This is a genomic window from Bacillus sp. YBsi01 (assembly GCF_038406745.1).
In the GTDB taxonomy this organism is placed as follows: domain Bacteria; phylum Bacillota; class Bacilli; order Bacillales; family Bacillaceae; genus Bacillus; species Bacillus siamensis.
Window position 1 is genome coordinate 2145181 of the sequence record NZ_CP151679.1, and the last position, 21112, is coordinate 2166292.

23 protein-coding genes and 1 pseudogene are annotated in these 21112 nt (G+C 46.1%); 4 read left to right on the top strand and 20 right to left on the bottom strand.

The genetic code is table 11. The annotated features are described in order from the left end of the window. The 6 genes and pseudogenes from AADZ70_RS10680 to AADZ70_RS10705 all read right to left on the bottom strand — a co-directional run bounded on the left by AADZ70_RS10680 (position 1) and on the right by AADZ70_RS10705 (position 4710). Positions 1-528 carry a stage II sporulation protein M gene (locus tag AADZ70_RS10680; protein ID WP_047476947.1) on the bottom strand — a complete coding sequence of 176 codons (528 nt, stop codon included), beginning with the start codon at positions 526-528 and terminating at the stop codon, positions 1-3. Continuing rightward, positions 525-1229 (bottom strand): ABC transporter ATP-binding protein, encoded by a 705-nt coding sequence (locus tag AADZ70_RS10685; RefSeq protein ID WP_016938077.1) that lies wholly within the window; start codon positions 1227-1229, stop codon positions 525-527. Before AADZ70_RS10685 ends, AADZ70_RS10680 begins: the two co-directional genes overlap by 4 nt. After that, a complete protein-coding gene (locus tag AADZ70_RS10690; protein WP_342007015.1) occupies positions 1222-2877 on the bottom strand; it encodes a hypothetical protein in 1656 nt (551 codons plus the stop codon). Before AADZ70_RS10690 ends, AADZ70_RS10685 begins: the two co-directional genes overlap by 8 nt. An 82-nt stretch (positions 2878-2959) precedes the next feature. Continuing rightward, positions 2960-3295 (bottom strand): uberolysin/carnocyclin family circular bacteriocin, encoded by a 336-nt coding sequence (locus AADZ70_RS10695; RefSeq protein ID WP_003151973.1) that lies wholly within the window; start codon positions 3293-3295, stop codon positions 2960-2962. Between the two features lie 65 nt (positions 3296-3360). Further along, positions 3361-3933, bottom strand: a complete 573-nt coding sequence (locus AADZ70_RS10700; RefSeq protein ID WP_016938075.1) for a hypothetical protein — start codon at positions 3931-3933, stop codon at positions 3361-3363. A gap of 261 nt (positions 3934-4194) precedes the next feature. Then, positions 4195-4710, bottom strand: a pseudogene (locus AADZ70_RS10705) (GNAT family protein). A gap of 275 nt (positions 4711-4985) precedes the next feature. Between AADZ70_RS10705 and AADZ70_RS10710 the strand changes: the two are divergent. Next, positions 4986-5747, top strand: coding sequence for an SDR family NAD(P)-dependent oxidoreductase (locus tag AADZ70_RS10710; RefSeq protein ID WP_342007016.1), 762 nt, complete (start codon positions 4986-4988; stop codon positions 5745-5747). A 121-nt stretch (positions 5748-5868) separates the two neighbouring features. Here AADZ70_RS10710 and AADZ70_RS10715 read toward each other — a convergent pair whose 3' ends face one another. From AADZ70_RS10715 to AADZ70_RS10730, 4 genes are all read right to left on the bottom strand, one after another. Then, the gene (locus AADZ70_RS10715) at positions 5869-6231 is read right to left on the bottom strand and encodes an iron-sulfur cluster assembly accessory protein (protein ID WP_016938072.1); all 363 of its coding nucleotides are present in this window, start codon (positions 6229-6231) and stop codon (positions 5869-5871) included. 77 nt (positions 6232-6308) lie between these two features. Continuing rightward, complete coding sequence (dapF, locus tag AADZ70_RS10720) at positions 6309-7163, bottom strand: diaminopimelate epimerase (RefSeq protein WP_342007017.1); 855 nt, start codon at positions 7161-7163, stop codon at positions 6309-6311. A 123-nt stretch (positions 7164-7286) separates the two neighbouring features. Beyond that, positions 7287-8504, bottom strand: a complete 1218-nt coding sequence (locus AADZ70_RS10725) for a NupC/NupG family nucleoside CNT transporter (RefSeq protein WP_016938070.1) — start codon at positions 8502-8504, stop codon at positions 7287-7289. A gap of 133 nt (positions 8505-8637) precedes the next feature. Further along, a complete protein-coding gene (locus AADZ70_RS10730) occupies positions 8638-8874 on the bottom strand; it encodes a YuzB family protein (RefSeq protein ID WP_007408721.1) in 237 nt (78 codons plus the stop codon). A gap of 266 nt (positions 8875-9140) precedes the next feature. On the opposite strand from AADZ70_RS10730, the gene AADZ70_RS10735 reads away from it, so the two are divergent. After that, entirely contained in the window at positions 9141-10208 is a 1068-nt protein-coding gene (locus AADZ70_RS10735) for an NAD(P)/FAD-dependent oxidoreductase (RefSeq protein WP_060964386.1), read from the top strand. Between the two features lie 37 nt (positions 10209-10245). Here AADZ70_RS10735 and AADZ70_RS10740 read toward each other — a convergent pair whose 3' ends face one another. Further along, positions 10246-10572 carry a YuzD family protein gene (locus tag AADZ70_RS10740; protein WP_045926049.1) on the bottom strand — a complete coding sequence of 109 codons (327 nt, stop codon included), beginning with the start codon at positions 10570-10572 and terminating at the stop codon, positions 10246-10248. Between the two features lie 79 nt (positions 10573-10651). Between AADZ70_RS10740 and AADZ70_RS10745 the strand changes: the two genes are divergently transcribed. Beyond that, complete coding sequence (locus AADZ70_RS10745; RefSeq protein WP_173363134.1) at positions 10652-10987, top strand: NifU family protein; 336 nt, start codon at positions 10652-10654, stop codon at positions 10985-10987. Positions 10988-11024: 37 nt separating this feature from the next. On the opposite strand, the gene AADZ70_RS10750 is transcribed toward AADZ70_RS10745, so the two are convergent. From AADZ70_RS10750 to yutH, 5 genes are all read right to left on the bottom strand, one after another. Beyond that, the gene (locus AADZ70_RS10750; protein WP_342007018.1) at positions 11025-13007 is read right to left on the bottom strand and encodes a S9 family peptidase; all 1983 of its coding nucleotides are present in this window, start codon (positions 13005-13007) and stop codon (positions 11025-11027) included. A gap of 101 nt (positions 13008-13108) precedes the next feature. Further along, complete coding sequence (thrB, locus tag AADZ70_RS10755) at positions 13109-14038, bottom strand: homoserine kinase (protein ID WP_016938067.1); 930 nt, start codon at positions 14036-14038, stop codon at positions 13109-13111. Beyond that, positions 14035-15093, bottom strand: coding sequence for a threonine synthase (gene thrC, locus AADZ70_RS10760; protein ID WP_045926048.1), 1059 nt, complete (start codon positions 15091-15093; stop codon positions 14035-14037). The genes thrB and thrC overlap by 4 nt, the downstream gene beginning before the upstream one ends. After that, positions 15093-16394 carry a homoserine dehydrogenase gene (locus AADZ70_RS10765; RefSeq protein ID WP_016938065.1) on the bottom strand — a complete coding sequence of 434 codons (1302 nt, stop codon included), beginning with the start codon at positions 16392-16394 and terminating at the stop codon, positions 15093-15095. Before AADZ70_RS10765 ends, thrC begins: the two co-directional genes overlap by 1 nt. Positions 16395-16595: 201 nt before the next feature. After that, positions 16596-17612: a spore coat putative kinase YutH gene (yutH, locus tag AADZ70_RS10770; protein ID WP_155816742.1), complete on the bottom strand. Its 1017-nt coding sequence runs from the start codon at positions 17610-17612 to the stop codon at positions 16596-16598. 154 nt (positions 17613-17766) lie between these two features. Between yutH and AADZ70_RS10775 the strand changes: the two genes are divergently transcribed. Beyond that, a complete protein-coding gene (locus AADZ70_RS10775) occupies positions 17767-18267 on the top strand; it encodes a phosphatidylglycerophosphatase A (RefSeq protein WP_342007019.1) in 501 nt (166 codons plus the stop codon). Between the two features lie 26 nt (positions 18268-18293). Here the strand turns inward: AADZ70_RS10775 and AADZ70_RS10780 are convergent, their stop codons facing one another. The 4 genes from AADZ70_RS10780 to lipA form a co-directional block, all read right to left on the bottom strand. Next, the gene (locus tag AADZ70_RS10780; protein WP_013353455.1) at positions 18294-19064 is read right to left on the bottom strand and encodes a TIGR01457 family HAD-type hydrolase; all 771 of its coding nucleotides are present in this window, start codon (positions 19062-19064) and stop codon (positions 18294-18296) included. A 33-nt stretch (positions 19065-19097) separates the two neighbouring features. Next, positions 19098-19532 (bottom strand): DUF86 domain-containing protein, encoded by a 435-nt coding sequence (locus tag AADZ70_RS10785; RefSeq protein ID WP_342007020.1) that lies wholly within the window; start codon positions 19530-19532, stop codon positions 19098-19100. 25 nt (positions 19533-19557) lie between these two features. Then, a complete protein-coding gene (locus AADZ70_RS10790; protein WP_003151928.1) occupies positions 19558-19833 on the bottom strand; it encodes a YutD family protein in 276 nt (91 codons plus the stop codon). Between the two features lie 218 nt (positions 19834-20051). Continuing rightward, positions 20052-20948, bottom strand: a complete 897-nt coding sequence (gene lipA / locus AADZ70_RS10795) for a lipoyl synthase (RefSeq protein ID WP_342007021.1) — start codon at positions 20946-20948, stop codon at positions 20052-20054. Positions 20949-21112 lie beyond the last annotated feature (164 nt).

Here is a 21112-nt window from a genome sequence, read left to right on the forward strand (position 1 = left end):
TTACTTAAAAATTGGTGTGATGTAAGCTTCAATAATGGCAGCGGCGATCAGCAGACAAATAATAAGCAGCACCAATATTCCGATATGCCTGAACATTGAAGCCATTATCTTTTTTTCCTTAGAAAAACACAGCCTGATGACCAAATCAACGCCTTTAAAACCAATGGCGCCACTCAATAATAACGCAGGAACTTCAAATATACCATGAGGAATTAGCAGTAAAAAAATCTGATAAAAAGGAACCCCGCTATGCAGATTTTCGATAATAGAGCCGCTTAAAATAAACCCGTTGGTGAATAAATAAAAGATTGAGGTCAACCCAAAAGTAAAAAAACCTGCCGCTAAAAACAGACAAGCGATTGCATTATTCTTTAACAATTCAACTGCGCCTGACGAGCCATTATAAGACGCTGATGATACAAAGTGATCGGTAAAAACCGCAGCGATTGCACCGCCTGAAAAAAACAGCAATGACGCGGTTAACGGAATGGCGGACGTTCTGATTGCCGGCAAAATGCGGTTCATCATGTATAGATACGCTCAGCCATTTCTTCGATTTCTTCTAATGAATGCTCGGATGACTGATACTCCGCCGCAAAAACGCCGTCATGGATAATACCGATCGTATCGCACAACGAATGCGCCAGTTCCAGCAGGTGAGTCGATAACAGGACCGTATTCCCCTGTTTGACGTACTCCTTCAATAACGTCCGTATCGTTTTGCCGCTGATTAAATCAATGCCCGTCAGCGGCTCGTCAAGGATTAAGATCTTAGGCTGATGAATGAGCGCGGCAGCGATTGATAGTTTTTGTTTCATTCCGTGTGAATAGGTTTTAATCAGCTGATTTCCGTCTTGTGAAAGCTTCAGCGTCTCTAACATATTCTTTATATAATCATTTGTCCGCTGAGACGGCACTTGAAACATCTCCGCTGTAAAACGCAAGTATTCGACTCCCGTTAAGTAATCATATAAAAAAGCATGGTCGGGCACAAAACCGATATCAGCCGATATTTGCCCCCCCTCTTCTGAATCTATTTCTTTACCGTCAATCACGACGCAGCCTGACGTCGGTTTAAGCAGGCCCGAAATGATTTTCAAAGTCGTTGTTTTCCCGACTCCATTGGTCCCGAGCAAAGCGTAGATTGAGCCTTTTTTCACCTCAAAGGAAATATCCTTTAACACCTGTTTTTCACTATAGTTTTTTTGTATATTCACTAATTTAATCATTGTTCGCAAACCTTTCCGCCATATTAATTCTGCGAAGAAACAGAAACATGACTCCATAGTTTAATAGTGTGAACAGGACAAATATACCTGATGCAGAATGAATAAGCAGCGTTTCAAGTTCCGGCTTTTTATAAATAAAATATGACGTGATCGCAGCAATTTGAAGCGACACAATGAAAATCAAAGAACCGTATAAGTTGTTGTACGTCTTTGCTTTCCCGGCTTCTCCGATTTCGTACAGGTGCTCCCAGTTTTTTTTAGGGTACAAGGCGGTGCTTGAAATCTGGACAAGACTGTATAAAAAACCCGAACATAAAAATACAATAAACAGGTAGACCGTCAGCGCAGCGGAGGACGGAAAAAACACCGTAATCAAAATGGTCATGATGAATGAATAGATAAGAGCCGCAAGATTATAAATACATACTTTCGGAAACACGAGCTGCCACGCATGTTTGATATTCCGGTGAAACAGATGCTGATTTTTTATTTCTCCGTCAACGGATAATACGGTTTTGAGCGCGTCCCCGACAAGCTGATACGAAAAGTTCGCAATGATAACCGCCGCGGATACGATGGCGGCTGCCGAATACCCGGTAAAATGATGAGAAAGCAGCGGAACACAAAAACCTAAAAACAGCATGAACAAATAAAGCATACTGCCGAAATTCCTGATAAAAAACCCGTCAATTCTCGTTAAAAACAGAAGATCCTTTTGAAAAACGGCATGAAATATTTTGTTATTCCTATATAATTTAAGCTTTGGTGCAAAAGCCGCGTTTGTCAAAAACATATAAGGAATAAGATCCATTTTCTTCAGGGTAGCCGCCCACAGCTTAAACAGTCCAGCCGTAAAAAGGACGGCGGCTGCAAATACTGCTGCGAAAACGAGCACGGAATCTGAGCGGAATACCAGCCATACATACGGTGTATTCATGAGGATGTTCCGGAAAGCCGGCGACTCCGTAAATCCGGAAATGTCCTTTACCGTATACTCCCCAAACACGAGAAGATAAACGGCATACCCCACTGCCAGCGGCACCAGCAGGCTGACGCTGAATAAAATGCCCTTCATGATTTTCAAGTAAAACCATTTGCTCCACATATTCGTAAGAAGATAAACAACGTAAGAAAACAGCATAGATAAAAATAAATTGAGAAGAAAATAAACGAAGCCCAGGAAAAATATGATGACCGCTGCAGATCCAGCCATGCCTGCGCCGGTTAAAAACAAAAAGACCGGAAAAACAAAAAGATACCATACGAAAATGGTTTTTTTGATCGCCTGGCCGGTAAAAACTGAAAACAGCTGTAAAAAACGAACCTTTTTTAATTGATGAATGACCTTTCGCGTATCCAGCAGAAAAGCATTTTGATGTTCTTTAAAGAAGCCGGCAGCCCAAAAAAGCTGCTCCAATGAAACTGTGATTAAAACAAATTGCCCCCACGCGCTGATAGGAAGCTGAATCAGTTTTGTCCCGAATACAACGCCGCATCCCAGTAAAATAAGATAAACACATAACAGAGAAATAATAATGGCAGAAAGCAGTTTGCCGTTGAGTTGAGGAATTCCCCAATCTTCCTTTTTTTTGCGGAACGACGACAGGGTATTATATTTGATAAGAGCTGTAATTTGTCTGACTATCATACTTTCAATCCTTACATATGTATTTGGGAGAGAGGCTCTTTTTGCAGCTTGTACAAAAAGAGCAATTATTTATTGATCGATTTTACCAAGCAGCTGCGTATTTTTTGCCGTATTTCTTAATCATTGTTTTTGCTGTTGCAACGATTGCATAAGAAATCGCGCCTGCGCCTGTAACGATACCGATGAGAGAAATGATAGAAGCAATTGTTGAAGCCGCATCAATGATATCAATTGCTTTTTTAGCTGCTGCTGTAGAGATACCGAGAGTCGAAGCTAATTCAGCATTGGCTGAGAATGCATGAGCCGCCGCCACATTTAATTCAGTGCCAGTTAATAAAAGTGCATAAACCAACGTCGCTGCAGCAAGAGCCGCGCCAAACAAAATGAAAGATTTTTTATTAGATTTTACTAAGTTCATCTTAACATCCCCCTGCTCTGTTTTTAATATATAATAAAATTCAGCTTAATTGACTCTCTCCCGAGCTAAATTTTATCCGCCATAAAATAATTAAAGAAGATAGTGAAGAGTTTTAATAAAACAAAACATCCAGTTAAAATAATTCTCTTTCCTTTGCTGAGATCGGTAAGTTTTCCTGCGGCAGCATAAAGAGCCGCGATTGACAGAAGCAGAAATGGATCCAGCAGCTGTAAACTCAGTTTGGTGCCGCCGGCAGAATATATAAGTGAGGAATCAGCCGTTAAGTAGTTAACAACTGACAGAATCAACATTTTAAATGCCGAGATTAAAGAAGTCAGCGTATATAGAAGCAAATATATTTTTTTCGGTTTTTTTGTACCGAGAATAAAAGCGGCAACGAATAACAGAAACCCACCTATCAGGATTTCCACAAAAGTGGTGAAGATCATAAACCCTTGCAGAAACATGACAATCGTACGAACACTTTTCTCCCCGATATCGTAGGTATTTTCTCCGACAGAAGAGTAATAAGACTGCAGCACTTTATCTGAAATACTGAATTGGAAGAGTAATGAACAGATCAAAATGATGAAAAAAGAACTTAAAAATATTTTTTTATTGCTCAATTGACCTATCATATTATCATCCTTTTCTTACAAAATAAATGAACTATTCTATACTTTTACAATTTAGTTTATTCCTATCAAAAAATCAATATCCTTTCGAAAAATATGACTTTAGAACGTGTTGACAAAGAGCATATTTTTCATAGTTTTTGATGCTATATACCCTTTATTTTTTTCTTAATTTGCAAATAGTACGATTTAGACAATGGATTTGAGATATTTGAGAGAATGACCTGCGTAATGAGACGCAGGATCCAAAAAAGGAGGATATCGTTATGTATCCTCCGGATGTATGATCGCCAGCACCTGATGATCTTCCCATTTTCCATTTATTTTTACATTTTTTCTCGCAATGCCTTCTTTATGAAAGCCGGCTTTTTCGAGCACCCGGATTGACGCCTTATTGTGCGGCATGACTCCGGCTTCTATCCGATGCAGGTTCAGCTCATTGAATGCATAATCGGCTGCCAGCTTGACAGCCTTCGTCGCATAGCCTTTTCCATTATGTTTGCCATCTAAAAGCAACCGATGAAAGCGCTTTGGTTGTCGCCCCGAACCACCTAAAAAAGGCTGATCGTGCCAATCAGGGCCTGATCCTGAAGAAAAATGCCGAAGCTGTATTCCGTGTCATTTTCCGCATTCTTCAGTGATTGTTCAATTCGTTTTTTCCGGCCTTCCAGCGTATAAAAATCCTCTTGTCTCGACATGGTTTTCCGTCTGCAAAATCAGTTCCTGCTCTGCATCATTCAGGCTGAGCGGCCTGATATCAACGCTGTTTCCTTCCTGCATATGCATCGCCGTCCTTTTGTTTTAATCAGAAACGTTTTTTAATTGCCTTTTTCCCATGTTATACGGTACGCTTTATCGCATCAAGAAAGATCCCAGAATTTGATCGGAAAAGGTTCTTTTGTTGACTTAAACCGCACTTTAAGCCGTATCATCATATTATGACAAGGAAAGAATAGTTTTGGCGGGTTTCCCGATGATCCCAAAAAATATATTGATTGGATTGCAGCTGAAATGTTATCAAAGAAATGTAAAACAATCGGAAAAGAGGAGTTCATATGAAACTGACGGGAAATACAATACTGATTACAGGCGGAAATGCCGGAATAGGATTGGCTTTTGCAGAACGATTTTTAAAAGCGGGAAATAAAGTCATCGTGACCGGACGGCGTGAACATGCTCTTCAAAAAGCAAAGGAAACATTTCCGGATCTTATTACCTATGTCAGTGATTTGAGCATTCCATCTGAACGTGTATCACTGTTTGATTGGGTGACAGAGAACTATCCGGAAGTGAATGTGTTAGTCAACAACGCGGGGATTCAACAACGTTTTCATGTGCTGAATGCGGATGCGAAGGACAATTGGGACTATTTCAATAAAGAAATCACAACGAACATTGAAGCTCCCTTCCACCTGTCTATGCTGTTCGCTCCGTTTTTTGCCGGAAAAGAAGATGCGGCTGTCATTAACGTCTCTTCGGGATTGGCTTTTACACCGCTTGCCATTGCTCCGATCTATTCAGCAACGAAAGCGGCGCTTCATTCATTTACAATGAGTCTGAGACACCAGCTTTCTGATTCAGCTGTAGAAGTGATTGAAGTTGCGCCTCCGGCAGTCAATACAGATTTAGGCGGAGCAGGGCTGCATACGCAAGGAGAACCGCTGGATGAATTCGCTGATGGGATTTTTAAAGGACTGAAAGAGGGCAAACTAGAAATCGGATATGGTTCTTCAGCGGAACGGCTGCGCATGTCCCGGGATAAAGCCGATGAACACACGGCAAATATGTACAATGCAATGAAACATACAATTGAATAACATCTTTGAAAAAGAAAACCCGCTTCTGTTGAGCGGGTTTTGCTTTTATTAAACAGATAAACGCCTTTCTTAACAATGGTGCAAGCGCCATCGAAAAGTCCTAAGAATGGCAGGTTGAGCCCTAGCACTCTTCCGGCGTACCGGCGTTTTTGGCCGTGCGGAAAGAAGATCCGCAGCCGCAGGAAGCGATGGCATTCGGGTTGTCAATGGTGAAGCCGCCGCCCATCATGGACTGTTTGAAGTCGATGATCGTGCCGGTCATAATATCGAGGCTGTCGCTGTCGACCAAAACGGTGATTCCGTGCTGTTCAAACATGCTGTCTTTTTCGCCTTTTTCATGCTCAAATCCCATTCCGTAAGACAGGCCGCTGCAGCCGCCGCCTTTAACGCCCACACGGAGGAACGCGTTTTCTTCTTCATGCTCTTTCATCATATCTTTTATATGCAAAGCTGCTGCTTCAGTGATGGTTACTGGAACACTCATAGGTAGACCTCCTTTTTTAAAAACGAATACTAATATCTATTATAAACCTTGAGAAGTGTATTTCTCAAACGAGCTGTTTACAAATAATAGACGCCGCTGCATACGGTTTCGGCGGGCCCTGTCATCAGCACGTGCCCATTGTCCTGCCAATTAATCACAAGGTCGCCTCCCGCTAAATGAACAGTGATATCCCGGTTCCGTTCAGAAACACCGTTCAATACGGATGCGACAGCCGCCGCACAGGCGCCTGTTCCGCAAGCCTGTGTAATGCCGGAGCCGCGTTCCCATACACGGAAATGAAGTTCATCCGCGCTGACGGTTTCCACAAACTCGACATTGACGCCTTCCGGGAACCTCGGGTCTTTTTCAATGATGGGGCCGAGCGTTGTAAGAGGCGCTTGACGGATATCTTCAACCGGAAAGACAATATGGGGGTTTCCCATTGATACGGCAGTTCCTGAAAGCTCCGTCTCTCCAAAAACAAAGGTCTCATCGATCGTCCGTTCATCTTCATTGCCGAGCATCGGCAGCTCTTTTTTGGTCAGGCGGGGTTCGCCCATATCAACGGCGACTTCACGCACAATCCCGTTGTCCTCCGTAATGTCTGCTTTCACAAGACCTGAAAGCGTCTCAATGAAAAAGGACGTTTCTTCTGTCAGCTTATGTTCGTATGCGTACTTTGCCACACAGCGAAGGCCGTTGCCGCAATTTTTTCCTTCTGAACCGTCATTATTAAAAATCCGCATTTTGACGGGCGCTTTTTCTGACGGACAGATGAGGATCATGCCGTCAGAACCGATGCCCGTATGAATGCTGGACACTTTAACGGCAATCTCAGCCAGCCGTTCTTCCGGCAGCTGTTCTTCGAATTGATTAACATATATATAACTGTTTCCAAGACCGTGCATCTTGGTAAAACGGAATGAATTCATATCGGCCTCCAACTTTTTTTCTTTTACTTAGTATAAAAGCTCTTCCCCTCGGACACAATACAAATATCCCCCGTTTTTCATACATAAAAGCTCCCTGCATATGCAGGGAGCTTTTATCGTTTACTAAATAAACATACCGGCAATCGCCGCGCTGAGAAGGTTAGCGAGTGTTCCCGCAATAACCGCTCTTAACCCGAGGCGCGCGATGTCCGAACGGCGGCTTGGGGCCAAACCGCCCAATGTGCCGAGCATGATCGCAATGGAAGAGAAGTTGGCGAATCCGCACAGCGCAAAGCTGATAATCGTAGACGTTTTTTTAGAAAAGTCCGCAATATGTGGACCGAAGTTGGAATAAGCGACAAACTCATTCAGCACAAGCTTTTGTCCGATATAGCTTCCCGCTCCGAGCGCTTCATGCCAAGGAACTCCGATAACAAATGCGATCGGTGAAAACACGTAACCGAGAATGGATTCTAATGTAATATGTTTGAAACCGAACCAGCCGCCGATTCCGCCGAGAATTCCGTTCACTACGGCGATGAGCGCGACAAACGCAAGCAGCATGGCGCCGACGTTTAGCGCAATTTGAAGGCCGGTGGACGCGCCTTTTGCCGCGGCATCGATCACATTAGCGGCGCCTTCGCCTTCTTCGTCCATATTAAAGTCACCTTTAACCGTCTGCGTTTTTTCTGTTTCCGGTATTAATATTTTTCCGAACACGAGACCGGCAGGAGCCGCCATGAAGCTGGCCGCCAGCAAGTACTCGATCGGAATGCCTAACAGGGCGTATCCGAAAAGCGTCGAACCCGCTACAGCCGAAAGGCCGCTCGTCATAATCGTAAACAGCTCGGAACGGGTCAATCCCGCAATCAGCGGTTTAATGGCAAGCGGTGATTCAGACTGTCCGACAAAAATATTCGCAGCCGCCGCAAGCGATTCTGTTCTGCTTGTCCCAAGAAGCTTTGACAGTCCGCCTCCGATGACGCGAAAAATAAGCTGCATGATTTTCAGGTGATACAAAACGGCAATCAGCGCTGAGAAAAAGATAATGACCGGCAGAACACTCAGCGCGAAAGCCGGGCTGCTGCCCACTTTTAACAGCGGGCCAAAAATAAAGCTGATGCCTTCGTTCGCATAATCAATGAGAAGCTGCACACGGCTTGAGAACCATAAAAATACGGCCCGGCCGGCGTCCCACTTTAATACGATGAATCCGAAGGCCATTTGTAAACATAAACCGACAATGACGGTTCGCAGTTTAATTTTGCTTTTCTTCTCTGATAACAAAAAAGCAATGGCTAATATAGCAACTGCCCCAAGCAGCCCCCAAACGATATTCAATGAATCCACCTCTAAAATTTTATTTAAAAAAAGTCTTTATTAAGATAACAATATTTATTTTTGCTGTCTACAAATTTTTTATTTTGCCAAATCCCGGGGCGCATAAAAAAAGAGGCCCGTTCGGAGCCTCTGATTAAAACATCGGATTTTCTTCTATGAATGTATATATGTTGTCAACCAATTCAGCAGGCGTGCCTCCCGTGACCACTTCGCCGTTAACCAAGGCGAACAGGGACTCCATGCATTTCCCGCAATAGCTTAAACAGCCGTATTCAAGCACGTCCAAGTTCGGATCCTTCTCTAAGATCTCAAGTGCTTCCTGGGAACCGCGCGCTAAATTGCTGACACAGAATTCAATCATCGGATTCATGCGGTTTCACCTCACATATGTACCTTATCCTAACGGAATTCCCTCTATTCGTCAAAGATCCGGTTTCACACTCAATGTTATCGTAACATATTAATTCAGGTTAAAGGTTTTACTATTAAGCGTTTTCTGGTCAATTTGTAGGTTATTTTAAAACTATTATTGTGGTTTTAGATCAAATTCGATATAATTCTAGATGTTATTTTACATAGTTCGTTATTTTGTAACAACATTGACTACCATATTTTTCGGGCAAAAGGGGAATCATTATGAAAAAATTGGTCTTGATCGGCGGGGGTTACGGGAACATGCGGGTGCTGCACCGTTTATTGCCGAACCAGCTTCCGTCAGATACATCCATCACGCTGATTGACAGAAACCCGTATCACTGCTTAAAAACAGAATATTATGCGCTCGCCGCCGGCACGATTTCTGATCATCATATCAGAGTGTCCTTTCCAGAGCATCCGAATCTGGATGTTCAATACGGTGAGGTGGCTTCCATCGACACGAAAAACAAACAAGTTCTGTTTCATGACCGCGAACCGATTTCTTACGATGACGCGGTGATCGGACTGGGCTGCGAGGATAAGTATCATAACGTGCCCGGCGCGCCGGAACATACTTACAGCATTCAAACCATTGACCAGTCACGCGAAGCCTATCAAAAGCTGAACAACCTCGGCGCCAATGCATCTGTCGCTATCGTCGGAGCGGGATTAAGCGGCGTGGAGCTTGCCAGTGAATTAAGAGAGAGCCGTGACGATCTGAAGATTATATTATTTGACCGGGGCGATCTGATTTTATCAAGCTTTCCGAAAAGGCTCAGCAAATACGTTCAAAAATGGTTTGAAGAGCACGGCGTCACCATTATCAATAATGCGAATATTACAAAAGTGGAAGACGGTATCGTTTATAATCATGACGAAGCAATACCGGCCGATGCCATCGTGTGGACGGCGGGAATTCAGCCGAATAGAGCCGTCAGAGAACTGGACGCTGAAAAAGATCCGCAAGGCCGCATCGTTTTGACACCGCACCATAACCTTCCGGGCGATGAGCATGTTTACGTCGTCGGTGATTGCGCAAGCCTTCCTCATGCGCCGAGCGCTCAGCTTGCTGAAGCGCAGGCGGAGCAAATTGTGCAGGTTCTTTTGAAACGCTGGAACAATGAAGAGCTGCCGGAAACAATGCCGCAATTTAAGCTGAAAGGTGTCCTCGGCTCACTCGGAAAAAAAGCGGGTTTCGGTCTTGTCAACGACCGTCCGCTGATCGGGCGTGTGCCGCGCCTGTTAAAATCAGGCCTTTTATGGATGTACAAGCATCATAACGGCTGATAATGGAAAAGCCGCTGATTGCGATCAGCGGCCGTTTTTATGAGCCCGCTACATAGCCGCGCTTTTCCATTTCTTCATATATATCTTTTAAATGCGGATTCCCTTCTCCTACAATCACATCTTCCACCAGCACAAGCGGATAGAAAAATTCATCGTTTCTGATTCGCTCCGCAAGCTCTTTTGTCTCTTTTTGCTGAGGCGGTGTGTCAATATCAATATACTGCATGTTAAAAGGCTGCTCCGGATATTTCCGTTTCAGCGCCGCCTCCAGCCATTCAAACGTATCTTTGGCGCTCGGCATATTTACGCAGCTTGCGCAGAGCGTTTCAGCGCCGTAAACACTGAGCGTCACCGGCTTTGTCATGTTTATCATCCCCTTTCCACCAGTATACAAAGGACGGGGCAGCTTTTGTATAAAAAACGGTTTTTATGTTCAAGTTTAAATATGCTATAATGAAGAAAGCAGCATTGCAAACCAAACATTAGATTTTTACCGTTACTGTGAATATAATGGTTTTATGCATATGAAAGGAGCGAATCTCATGACTGAGGTTGAAATGAAAGAGCAAGTACAGGAAGTATTGGATAAATTACGCCCGTTTCTGCTTCGTGACGGCGGTGACTGTGAGCTTGTCGACGTTGACGAAGGCATTGTAAAGCTTCGTCTCCTTGGCGCATGCGGCAGCTGCCCAAGTTCAACGATTACGCTGAAAGCCGGAATCGAACGCGCCCTTCTTGAAGAAGTGCCGGGTGTCGTTGAAGTAGAACAAGTATTTTAATAACAAAACCAGGCTGATGACAGCCTGGTTTTTTATTTTATTTTTGGAGATAGTCATTAAACCATGAATAAATATAACGGATGCGCTTGATCCGCTGTTCCGGATGGCCGCTTCTCGACAGCTCATGTGTGGCCTTCGGAAATCGGATGAACGCCGTCGCTTTGTTCAGCTTCTTCAACGCGATAAAGAGCTGCTCAGCCTGTTCTATCGGACAGCGGTCATCACGCTCGCCGTGCAGGATGAGAAGCGGCGTTGAAACGCGGGACGCATATTTTACAGGTGAACGGTCCCAAAGCTTATCCGCTTCCTCAAACAGATCATGGCCAAGCTGCCAGTCGGTAAAAAAGAAGCCGATATCGCTGACACCGTGGAAACTGAACCAATTTGAAATGGAGCGCTGCGTGACGGCTGCTTTAAAACGGCCGGTCTGCCCGACAATCCAATTTGTCATAAACCCTCCGTAGCTTCCGCCCGTCACGCCGAGACGGCTGCTGTCAATAAACGGATACGCCTGAATGGCTTCATCCACCGCCTGCATGACATCACGATAATCTCCGCCTCCGTAATCGCCTCTGACACGATTGACGAAATCCTGTCCATAGCCGTGGCTTCCCCTCGGGTTGACATAGACGACAGCATATCCTTGCGCGGCCAGCACTTGGAATTCATGAAAATACGTATGCCCGTACATCATGTGAGGCCCGCCGTGTATGTATAGAATGAGGGGATAAGTTTGATCTTCTTCAAAAGCCGCGGGCTTTAAAAACCAGCCGTGCACCGTCAGTCCGTCTTTCGTTTCATATTGCAGCTTCTCCGGCACGGATATGATGCGGTCCTCTGTAAAACAATCATTGTTGTCTGTCAATTGCTTCTCTTTACCGTTTTCAAATGAAATGCTGTAAAGCTCAGAAGGCCGGGCAGGTTTGGCAATTACGGCGATACAGCTTTTCTGATCGGGATGAAAAGCAAAACCGTTCACATACTCTTCTTCTAATCGAATCGGATATACGAGGCCGTCAATCGAGATATAATAAATGCCGGTGCTTCCCTGCTCGCTCCCGAGGACGTAAAATCCCTGCCCGTCATTTGTCCAAACCGGCCGGGGCGTCACTCCTCCTATGAGAGAATCGGCAATAAGCGCATCGCTCAAATGAACATCCAGCATGTCGGTTAAGCAGGACAGCCGCTCATTTTTCACATCGTACAGCCACGCTTTTTCTAAGGTCGCGTTGCGAAATTCATTCTCATGGCCCAGCATCGCGATATAAGAACCATCCGGTGAAAACACGCAGGAGCCGAAAGAACCGCTGTGCGGGGTAATCTGTTTGAGATCGCCGTCTGCCAGATTCATCAGGTAGACATCGCTCGGCTTTCCGGCGTCACCGGGATCGCATAAATTGGCGGTAAACGCAATCTGCTTGCCATCCGGTGAAAATGCCGCGTCATCATGATCCGCTTCATGGTCTGTCAGCTGCTGAATCTCCCCCGTTTCAAGATGAATCAGCACAAGCTGTGTCCGGCTGCCATTGAGCAGGCCCTTCCCGTCACGTTTATATGTTAATGACTGAATGTCGATTGGCTCATATTCGTCATGCTTCTTTTTTTCTTTCTCATCGGCGCGCTCCGCTGATGTCAGACTGACGGACACAAGCACGGATCTGCCGTCGGGAGCCCATATCGGATCTGTCACGCCCCAAGGGATATCAGACGCCTTTTCCGCCTCTCCCCCGGCAGTGTCTACGATGTACAGCTGAGGGACGCCATCCTCCCTGTCAGAAATAAAAGCAAGGCGCCGTCCGTCAGGCGACCACCGCGGGCTTGTATTTTTACCGCTTCCGAATGTCCACGGTTTTGAGGCGCCCGATTCTGTGTCGTACACCATAATGGCTGAGGAATAAGAGTCCCGTTTATCATTGACAGTTGTCCGGACGTATGCGGCCCGTCTGCCGTCAGGGGCGTATTGGGGATCTGTCACGGATACGAGAGACGCAATGTCCTCCTCGGTTATAAGTTTTTTCAATCGCTTCTCCTCCTTTTCTCTTTTATTTCGCTTCCCTAAATAAAAATCCTTCTCCAGAAAAAGAAAGCGTCCTTCTCTGATGGGAAGAACGCTTTTTACCATTATACACTTTTCATTTGCTTTAAAGGATTCCGTTCGATTACGCTTCCTTCTGACGGGACGGTAAGCGACGCAATCTCACAGTGCGGAAAATGCTGAGAAAGGTGGCTTCTCATCTCTTCTCCTTTTCCTTTTGCAGTCAGGACAAGAATCGTCGGGCCCGCTCCGCTCAGCGCCGTCCCATAAGCGCCTTTCATTTCTGCCGCATGCTCCACCTTCGAAAGCTCAGGAACAAGCATGGCGCGGTACGGCTGATGCAGCATATCTTTTCTCATCATTTTCCCCGCGAGCGCCCAGTCATTTGACATGATCGCAGCAACAAGAAGGTTGCTGACGGCGCTTGCTTTAACGGCGCCGCGGTACGGCAGTTCTTTCGGGAGGACGTCTCTTGCGTCCCTGGTCAGAACTTCGTAAAACGGAATAACCGCAACAACGTCGATATCCGCTTCGGCTGTACGCACGATATGTGTTTCATCTTCTTCATGAAGGCCGATCACAAGCCCTCCTGCGAGAGAAGCGGCGGCATTATCAGGGTGCCCCTCTTCAAGACTGGCTAAGTGCAGCTTGTCGCTTTCCGGCAGCTGCAGGCCGCATAACTCATCGGCAAGCTCAATGGCGGCGACGATAGCGGCTGCGCTGCTGCCGAGGCCCCGCGCAAGGGGGATGTCACTCCACACCTTGACATGCGCGGGCGGCAGCTCTTTCTGATAGCGGTCAGCCGTCCGTTTGGCGACTTGATAGATGAGGTTGTCCGTTCCTTGAGGGATGCCCGCGACAGTTTCCGTCTCCGCCGAAAACGTCCATTCATCATTTCGGAAAACCGAAAGCTTCAAATATCTGCTGAGCGCCATCCCGACGGAATCAAAGCCCGGTCCTAAGTTGGCGGTGCTTCCCGGAACCGTAATGGAAAACAGCATCTCCGCCTCATTCATACACGCGCCGCTCCATTTAAGTATTCGAGAATACTGTCTTCATCTGTCGGCAGCGTGATCGGTTTTATCTCAGATACGTCTACAGCCGTGTTCGGATCTTTCAGGCCGTTTCCGGTCAAGACTGCGACAACCTTGCTTCCTTTTGGAATTTCACCGGATTTCACCTGTTTTAAAACGCCGGCGATGGATGCACAGGAGCCCGGCTCTGCAAATACGCCTTCTTCACGGGCAATCAGCTGATAAGCGTGAAGGATTTCTCCATCTGTGACTTCATCAATTTTTCCGGCTGATTCTTCCGCTGCAAGCACGGCTTTGTCCCAGCTGGCAGGGTTCCCGATCCGGATTGCCGTCGCAACGGTTTCGGGATTTTTAATGACCTCGCCGCGAACGATGGCTGCAGAACCTTCCGCCTCAAAACCGCGCATCTTCGGAAGTCCGGTGCCGTTTTTCTCATGGTATTCTTTGAACCCTTTCCAGTAGGCCGTAATATTCCCGGCGTTTCCTACCGGGATCGCCAGAATGTCCGGCGCTCCGCCGAGCTGTTCGCATACTTCAAAGGCCGCTGTTTTCTGCCCTTCAATCCGGTAAGGGTTTACCGAATTCACTAATGCAATCGGAGATTTTTCACAAATCGACCGGACGATGGCCAGCGCGTCGTCAAAGTTTCCGTCGATCGCGATGATTTCCGCTCCGTACATGACAGCCTGCGCAAGCTTTCCGAAGGCGATTTTTCCGTCCGGAATGATGACAATGCATTTCATGCCTGCTCTCGCGGCGTATGCCGCAGCCGCCGCGGATGTGTTGCCTGTTGAAGCGCACATGATCGTATCATTGCCTTCTTCTTTCGCTTTGGCGACCGCCATGACCATGCCGCGATCTTTAAAAGATCCCGTCGGATTAATGCCTTCCGTTTTCACATGCAGCTCAATTCCGAGCTTTTCGGAAAGCTTCGGAAGATGAATCAGCGGCGTATTTCCTTCATGCAATGTCAGGGCCGGCGTTTGTTCCGTCACCGGCAGAAATTCTTTATATTGATGGATGAGTCCTTTCCACATTAGCTCCAACCGTTCCCTTCTACGCGATATGTGCTTTTTACTTCCTGTACGACTTCGAGATCATTTAAGTTTTGCAGAATGTCGCTGAAATCTTCTTCTGATGTATGATGCGTGACAATCACGATTTCCGCAAGATCATCGCGGCCTTTGATCGGCAGCTGCAGAATTTTTTCAAAGCTTACGCCGCGCTCTGAAAAGGCGGATGTGATTATTGAAAAAGAGCCGACCTGGTCTTTGACGTGAATTCTTAAAAACTGTTGGGCGTAGATATCTGACGGCTGCTTCAGATTTCTTTCATACTGCGGGGCGACAAAGCTGTTTCCGTTTACGCCGAGACGCATGTTTTTCATAACCGCGACCAGATCGGAAACGACTGATGTCGCAGTCGGCATGCTTCCGGCGCCAGGGCCGTAAAACATCGTTTCTCCAACAGCTTCTCCGTATACGTAAACGGCATTAAACTCGTTATGCACCGCAGCGAGCGGATGATGATCAGGGAGCAGTGTCGGCTGAACGCTGACCTCGATTTTATTGTCATCACGCTGGGCGATGCCGATCAGCTTCATTGTGTAGCCGAGCCGTTTGCTGAAGCTGATGTCTTCATCCGTAATGCGGGAAATCCCTTTTACTTTGACATCGTCCAAGTCGACATTCATAGAGAAACCGAGACGGGCTAAAATCGCCATCTTGCGTGCGGCATCGAGTCCTTCTACATCGGCGGTCGGGTCCGCTTCCGCGAATCCGAGATCCTGCGCTTCCTTCAGCACTTCTTCATACGGGCTTTTTTCTTTAATCATTTTCGTTAAGATGAAGTTCGTCGTTCCATTGACGATTCCCATCATTTTTGTAATCCGGTCAGAGGAAAGCCCGTCTTCGAGTGTACGTAAAATCGGAATTCCGCCGGCGACACTCGCTTCATAATACAAGTCACAGCCATTTTCCTTTGCGGCGGCTAAAAGCTCTGAGCCGTACACAGCGATCAGATCTTTATTTGCTGTCACGACATGTTTTTTCGCTTTCAAGGCGTCGAGCAAGTATTGCTTCGTCTGTTCGACACCGCCGATGACTTCAATAATCACATCGACCTCAGGGTCATCGATCACATCATAGACTTCCGTCGTCAGCACTTCTTTCGGCAGGTCTGCGTCTCGTTTTTTATCAATATCTTTAACTAGCACTTTTTTGATCGTCACCGGACAGCCGACCTGGTGCATAAGCTTATCCTGATGATCTTGTATAATTTTGACGACACCGCTTCCCACGGTTCCCAGTCCTAACAGTCCAATACGAATTGCTTCCAAAGAGAAACTCCACCTTTCTTCCTTTTGTCCACTTGAAAAGGACAATTGTTAACCCTTCACAGACATTTAAGTTACAAATATTATATAAGCCCGCTTTTGTTTTGACAAGCGGCTGAATATTGATTTCGCGGTCATGAAAACGCTTAACACACTGATATGACAAGATTCTCTATTTTCTAAATATTTTTGCGTTATATTTTCTTACGAAATGCTTCCTTTTCCGAGCCAGGCGACAGGCGGGACAAAAACCTGCGCCGCTCTGACATTCAGCATGTCGTGACATGTCTGCAAAAACTGTTCATAACGGGTGCAGTCGGCAAGAATGTAGTCCAGCTGCTCTTCATAAAAATGCTTTTCAGACTCATCGGAGATGTAATAGCTCTCCACCGTCTCGAAAAAATGGAGCGGAAACAGCAGGCGGCTGTAAAACAGGCGTTTGGAAAAGGAGGATAACGGCGTAACTTGCTCATATTCCTGCAAAAATAAAAACCCGTCATTGAGCAAGTCGTCACGATGATACAAATACGTGCTGCGCATATATTCCGCAATATCACGGGCGGCATGGTCGAATACCCAATCGCCCGGAATGCGGATCAATGAATCAGCCGACCAGGTATCCCGCTCCATCCGCTGATGGCAGATCGTCCCCGAGTCTTCCGCGCCGGGATTGTCATCCAGCTCCGTATCCACTAAATATTGAATGGCATTTTCCGCTAAGCCTGAATAATAAGGAAATGCTTCGATCATTTTCTTTTCGAACGGTTCAAGCGGAGACATATGAATTTTCTGCATCCAAAATGATTCCAGCTGATCCACCCGTTTTCCCCATAAGTCTTTCCATTGGCCGATTCTGCCCGCTTCTTTCACTTCATAAGGAAAACCCCGCCCTTTTCTGTGGAATTCAGCAAGCTCCCCTCCGACAGAAAACGACCGGTTTGAGACGGGAATCGGCGCTTTTAAGAGTGCATATGTTTTGCCTTCGTCCTCAAAGGTCAGTTCTCCTTCCTTCGTAAAGATAAACACTGAAACGTATGGGTCACTTTGTTCTTGTAAATACTGACTCATGTAATAAAGCTCCGTCAGCTCTGATTGCGAAAAGCCGGAGACGGGAATAATAAGAAAGAAGGAATTAGGCGTCTGGAAGCATTGGTATTTCTGATAAACGGAAAGTTGTCTGACATGGATGCCGTATTTTTCTTTAATGATGCTTTTCATCATAATCACCTGCCTGAAAAATTAGAGCTATTCACATCGTAGTCATACGCCGGCGGAATTATGAATACATATTGTATTCCTTTGAATGAAGAGGAGAAACATCGTACACATCGGAAGGATGCTGTATAAACTAGTAAAAAAAGATTGGGTGAAGCAAATGTCAGAAAAGGAACAACTGAATCAGGTGGAAGCTGTCGCCAGAGCGCGTTTACATGAACGGGGAGTTGAGACGGATGATATTGCCGAGCTTGTGTATTTCCTTCAGAAAAAATATCATCCTGATTTGACGATGGAGGTATGCAGGCTCAATGTGGACCGCGTCATCGCGAAACGCGAGGTGCAAAACGCGATTTTAACGGGAATAGAATTAGATGTGCTCGCCGAACAAAAAAAGCTGTCTGAACCGCTTCAGACCATTTTGGCGATTGATGAAAGCCTGTATGGGGTTGACGAGGTGCTCGCCTTCTCTATCGTGAATATATACGGCTCGATCGGCTTTACGAATTACGGTTATATTGACAAAGAAAAACCCGGCATTCTCGGGCGTTTAAATGATAAATCAACGGGTGAATGCCATACGTTTCTTGATGATATCGTCGGCGCAATCGCAGCAGCGGCTTCAAGCCGGCTTGCCCACAGCGCCAGGAATACAGAATAAGGACGGCCGTCATGGCCGTCCCTTTTTTATAGATGTTCAATCCATTCAGTTAAAGAGTCAATCGCATATGTCGGCTTCTGATCGTAACCGGCCATATGCTCACGCTTTGTCACTCCGGTATGAACGAGCAGCGTATCCATGCCCGCATTGATGCCGGCCATAATATCCGTTGCATAGTTATCGCCGACCATGAGTGTTTCGGAAATATCCGTTCCGAGCACACGCATCGCCTGTTCCATAATAATGGATTCAGGCTTGCCGATAAAGACAGGCTCGACGCCCGTGGACACTGTCAAAACGGATGTCAGTGAGCCGTTCCCCGGCAAAAGCCCTCTTTCAGTCGGAATGGCGACGTCGCCGTTTGTTGAAATAAACCGGGCGCCGTTTCTGATCGCCAGACATCCCGTTGCCAACTTTTCATATGTAATGCCGCGGTCAATTCCCACAACGACAAAGTCCGCGTTTTCTTCTCCGAAGCTCAGCCCGTTTTCTTCGATGGCCTGGCGGATGCCTTCTTCGCCGATCACATATACCGACGCATCTTTTTTCTGCTGGGCGATATGCTGCGCAGTCGCCATGCTTGTTGTGAAGACCTGTTCTTCAGAGGCCGGAATGTCAAAGCTCATCAGCTTGTCCGCCACCTGCTTCGGCGTCCGGGAGGAATTGTTCGTCACGAATAAATACGGAATGCCGCGCGCTTTAAGCGTTCTCACGAATTCACACGCTTCTTCGATTTTTTCCGTCCCGTTGTACATTGTGCCGTCCAAATCAATCAAATATCCTTTATAATCCTTCATACTCAACACTCCTGTGGATTTTCTCACTTGTTGTTATTTAAATGCGGAAACAGGGCCTAACTCTGTTTCAAGGTAGGTTCTTACGCGGGCCGGAAAGGCTTTCAGCACGTCTCTGGTTGACGAGATCAGTGTAAACAGCTCCTGATGATCGGCGTGCTGATATTCCTGAACAAGCTGCTTTCTGGAAGAGATCAATTGCTTCAGCTTATTTCCTTCTTCCTCAGCTACCACCTTTTCGTCCGTCAGAATATCCATGATGTCGTCATAACTTCCCGGATCGCGCATGATAAAGCCGTCAATCATATCATTTCCGACATCGAGAATGCATTCGATCATAAGATGGCTGATCCGCTCAAGCGCTCTTTTTTCGATCTCGCTCTGCCAAGCCGGCGTGCTGTCAAACAGCGCCAGCTGATTCTCAAAAAAACGGAGTGTTTGTTCGATATTATTTCTGTCAACAAAATACACGTGACAGCATCCCCTTCTGCATCAATTATTTTCTGATTCGTTTAAGAACAAAATACGCGCAGCCGAAATTGCAGTATTCGTAAATGTATTCGTCCAATGTGCTGATTTTCGTTTCAAAGGTTGCTTTTTGATTCTGGTCATCAAAGAAGCCTTTGAGCCGCAGCTGACTGTATCCCCAGTCCCCCACAATGTAATCATATTTATTTAATATGTCCGAATAGCGGGCTTTGAACGCTTCTTCATTAAAGCCGTTTTTAAAATCATGTACGAGTTCAAACTCGGCATTTTGAATAAGAATCATGTCTTCACCTCTTTTATCACTCTTTACTATCATAATTCATTGACTTCTGTGCATCAATTGCAAAATGAGACGCTTCGGATTGCGGAGAAGATTTTTCCCTTTTATATCCAGTTTAGCGGTTCAGACGGTCCTTATTCAAGAATGACTTTTTTTCGGCTGAAACGGCTCCATCACAAAAAACCCAAAACCTGCGGTGTTTTGGGTTTTTTCGGCTTATATTATGCTTGGGCCTGGCGTTTTTTAGACGCTTCGTTTACTTGTTCATCCGCGTGATAGGAAGAACGGACAAGCGGGCCTGCTTCACAGTGGCTGAAGCCTTTTTGCATCGCGATTTCTTTCAGTTCGGCAAATTCGTCCGGATGATAATATTTTTGAACTTTTAAATGTTTTTTGGATGGCTGTAAGTATTGGCCGATCGCCATGATGTCGACTTTGTTCGCAAGCAGGTCGTCCATCACTTCAATAATTTCTTCCTTCGTTTCGCCGAGACCGATCATAATGCTTGATTTCGTCGGGATGTCAGGCTGCATTTCTTTCGCACGGCGCAAGAATTCTAAAGAACGGTCATATGTTGCACGGGCGCGGACTCTCGGTGTCAGGCGGCGCACGGTTTCAATGTTGTGGTTCAGAATATCAGGACGGGTATCCATTAATGTTTTCAGGTTGTCGTAATTTCCGCCCATATCGGATGGCAGCACTTCAATCGTCGTGAACGGGCTTTTTCTGCGGATCGCCCGGACCGTTTCCGCAAAGACGCCTGCTCCGCCGTCTTTCTGATCATCACGCGCCACGGCGGTGATGACGGCGTGCTTTAAGTTCATCAGCGCAACCGAATCAGCTACGCGTTCCGGCTCCTGCAGATCCAGCTCAGTCGGCAGACCCGTTTTGACAGCGCAGAAGCGGCATGCTCTCGTACAGACGGAACCGAGAATCATGAATGTCGCCGTACGTCTGACAGCCCAGCATTCATGGATGTTCGGGCATTTTGCTTCTTCACATACGGTATGCAGATTATTTTCACGCATTAATTTTTTGAGACCCGTATAGTTTTCATTCGTGTTCAGCTTTATTTTGAGCCATTCCGGCTTTCTCAGATGCTCGTCTTTCTTTGCCATTTCCCCATCATCTCCATTATCCCTTTATTCATGTTTATGTGCGAAAAATTTCTCTTTCACGATGGATATAAAACTCGCGGATTTCTATTCATAAGTCACTTTAACATAGGAAAAATTTCTCGACAAGGGAAGAGAATTACTTACATTTTCTCGGATTGTTGCCG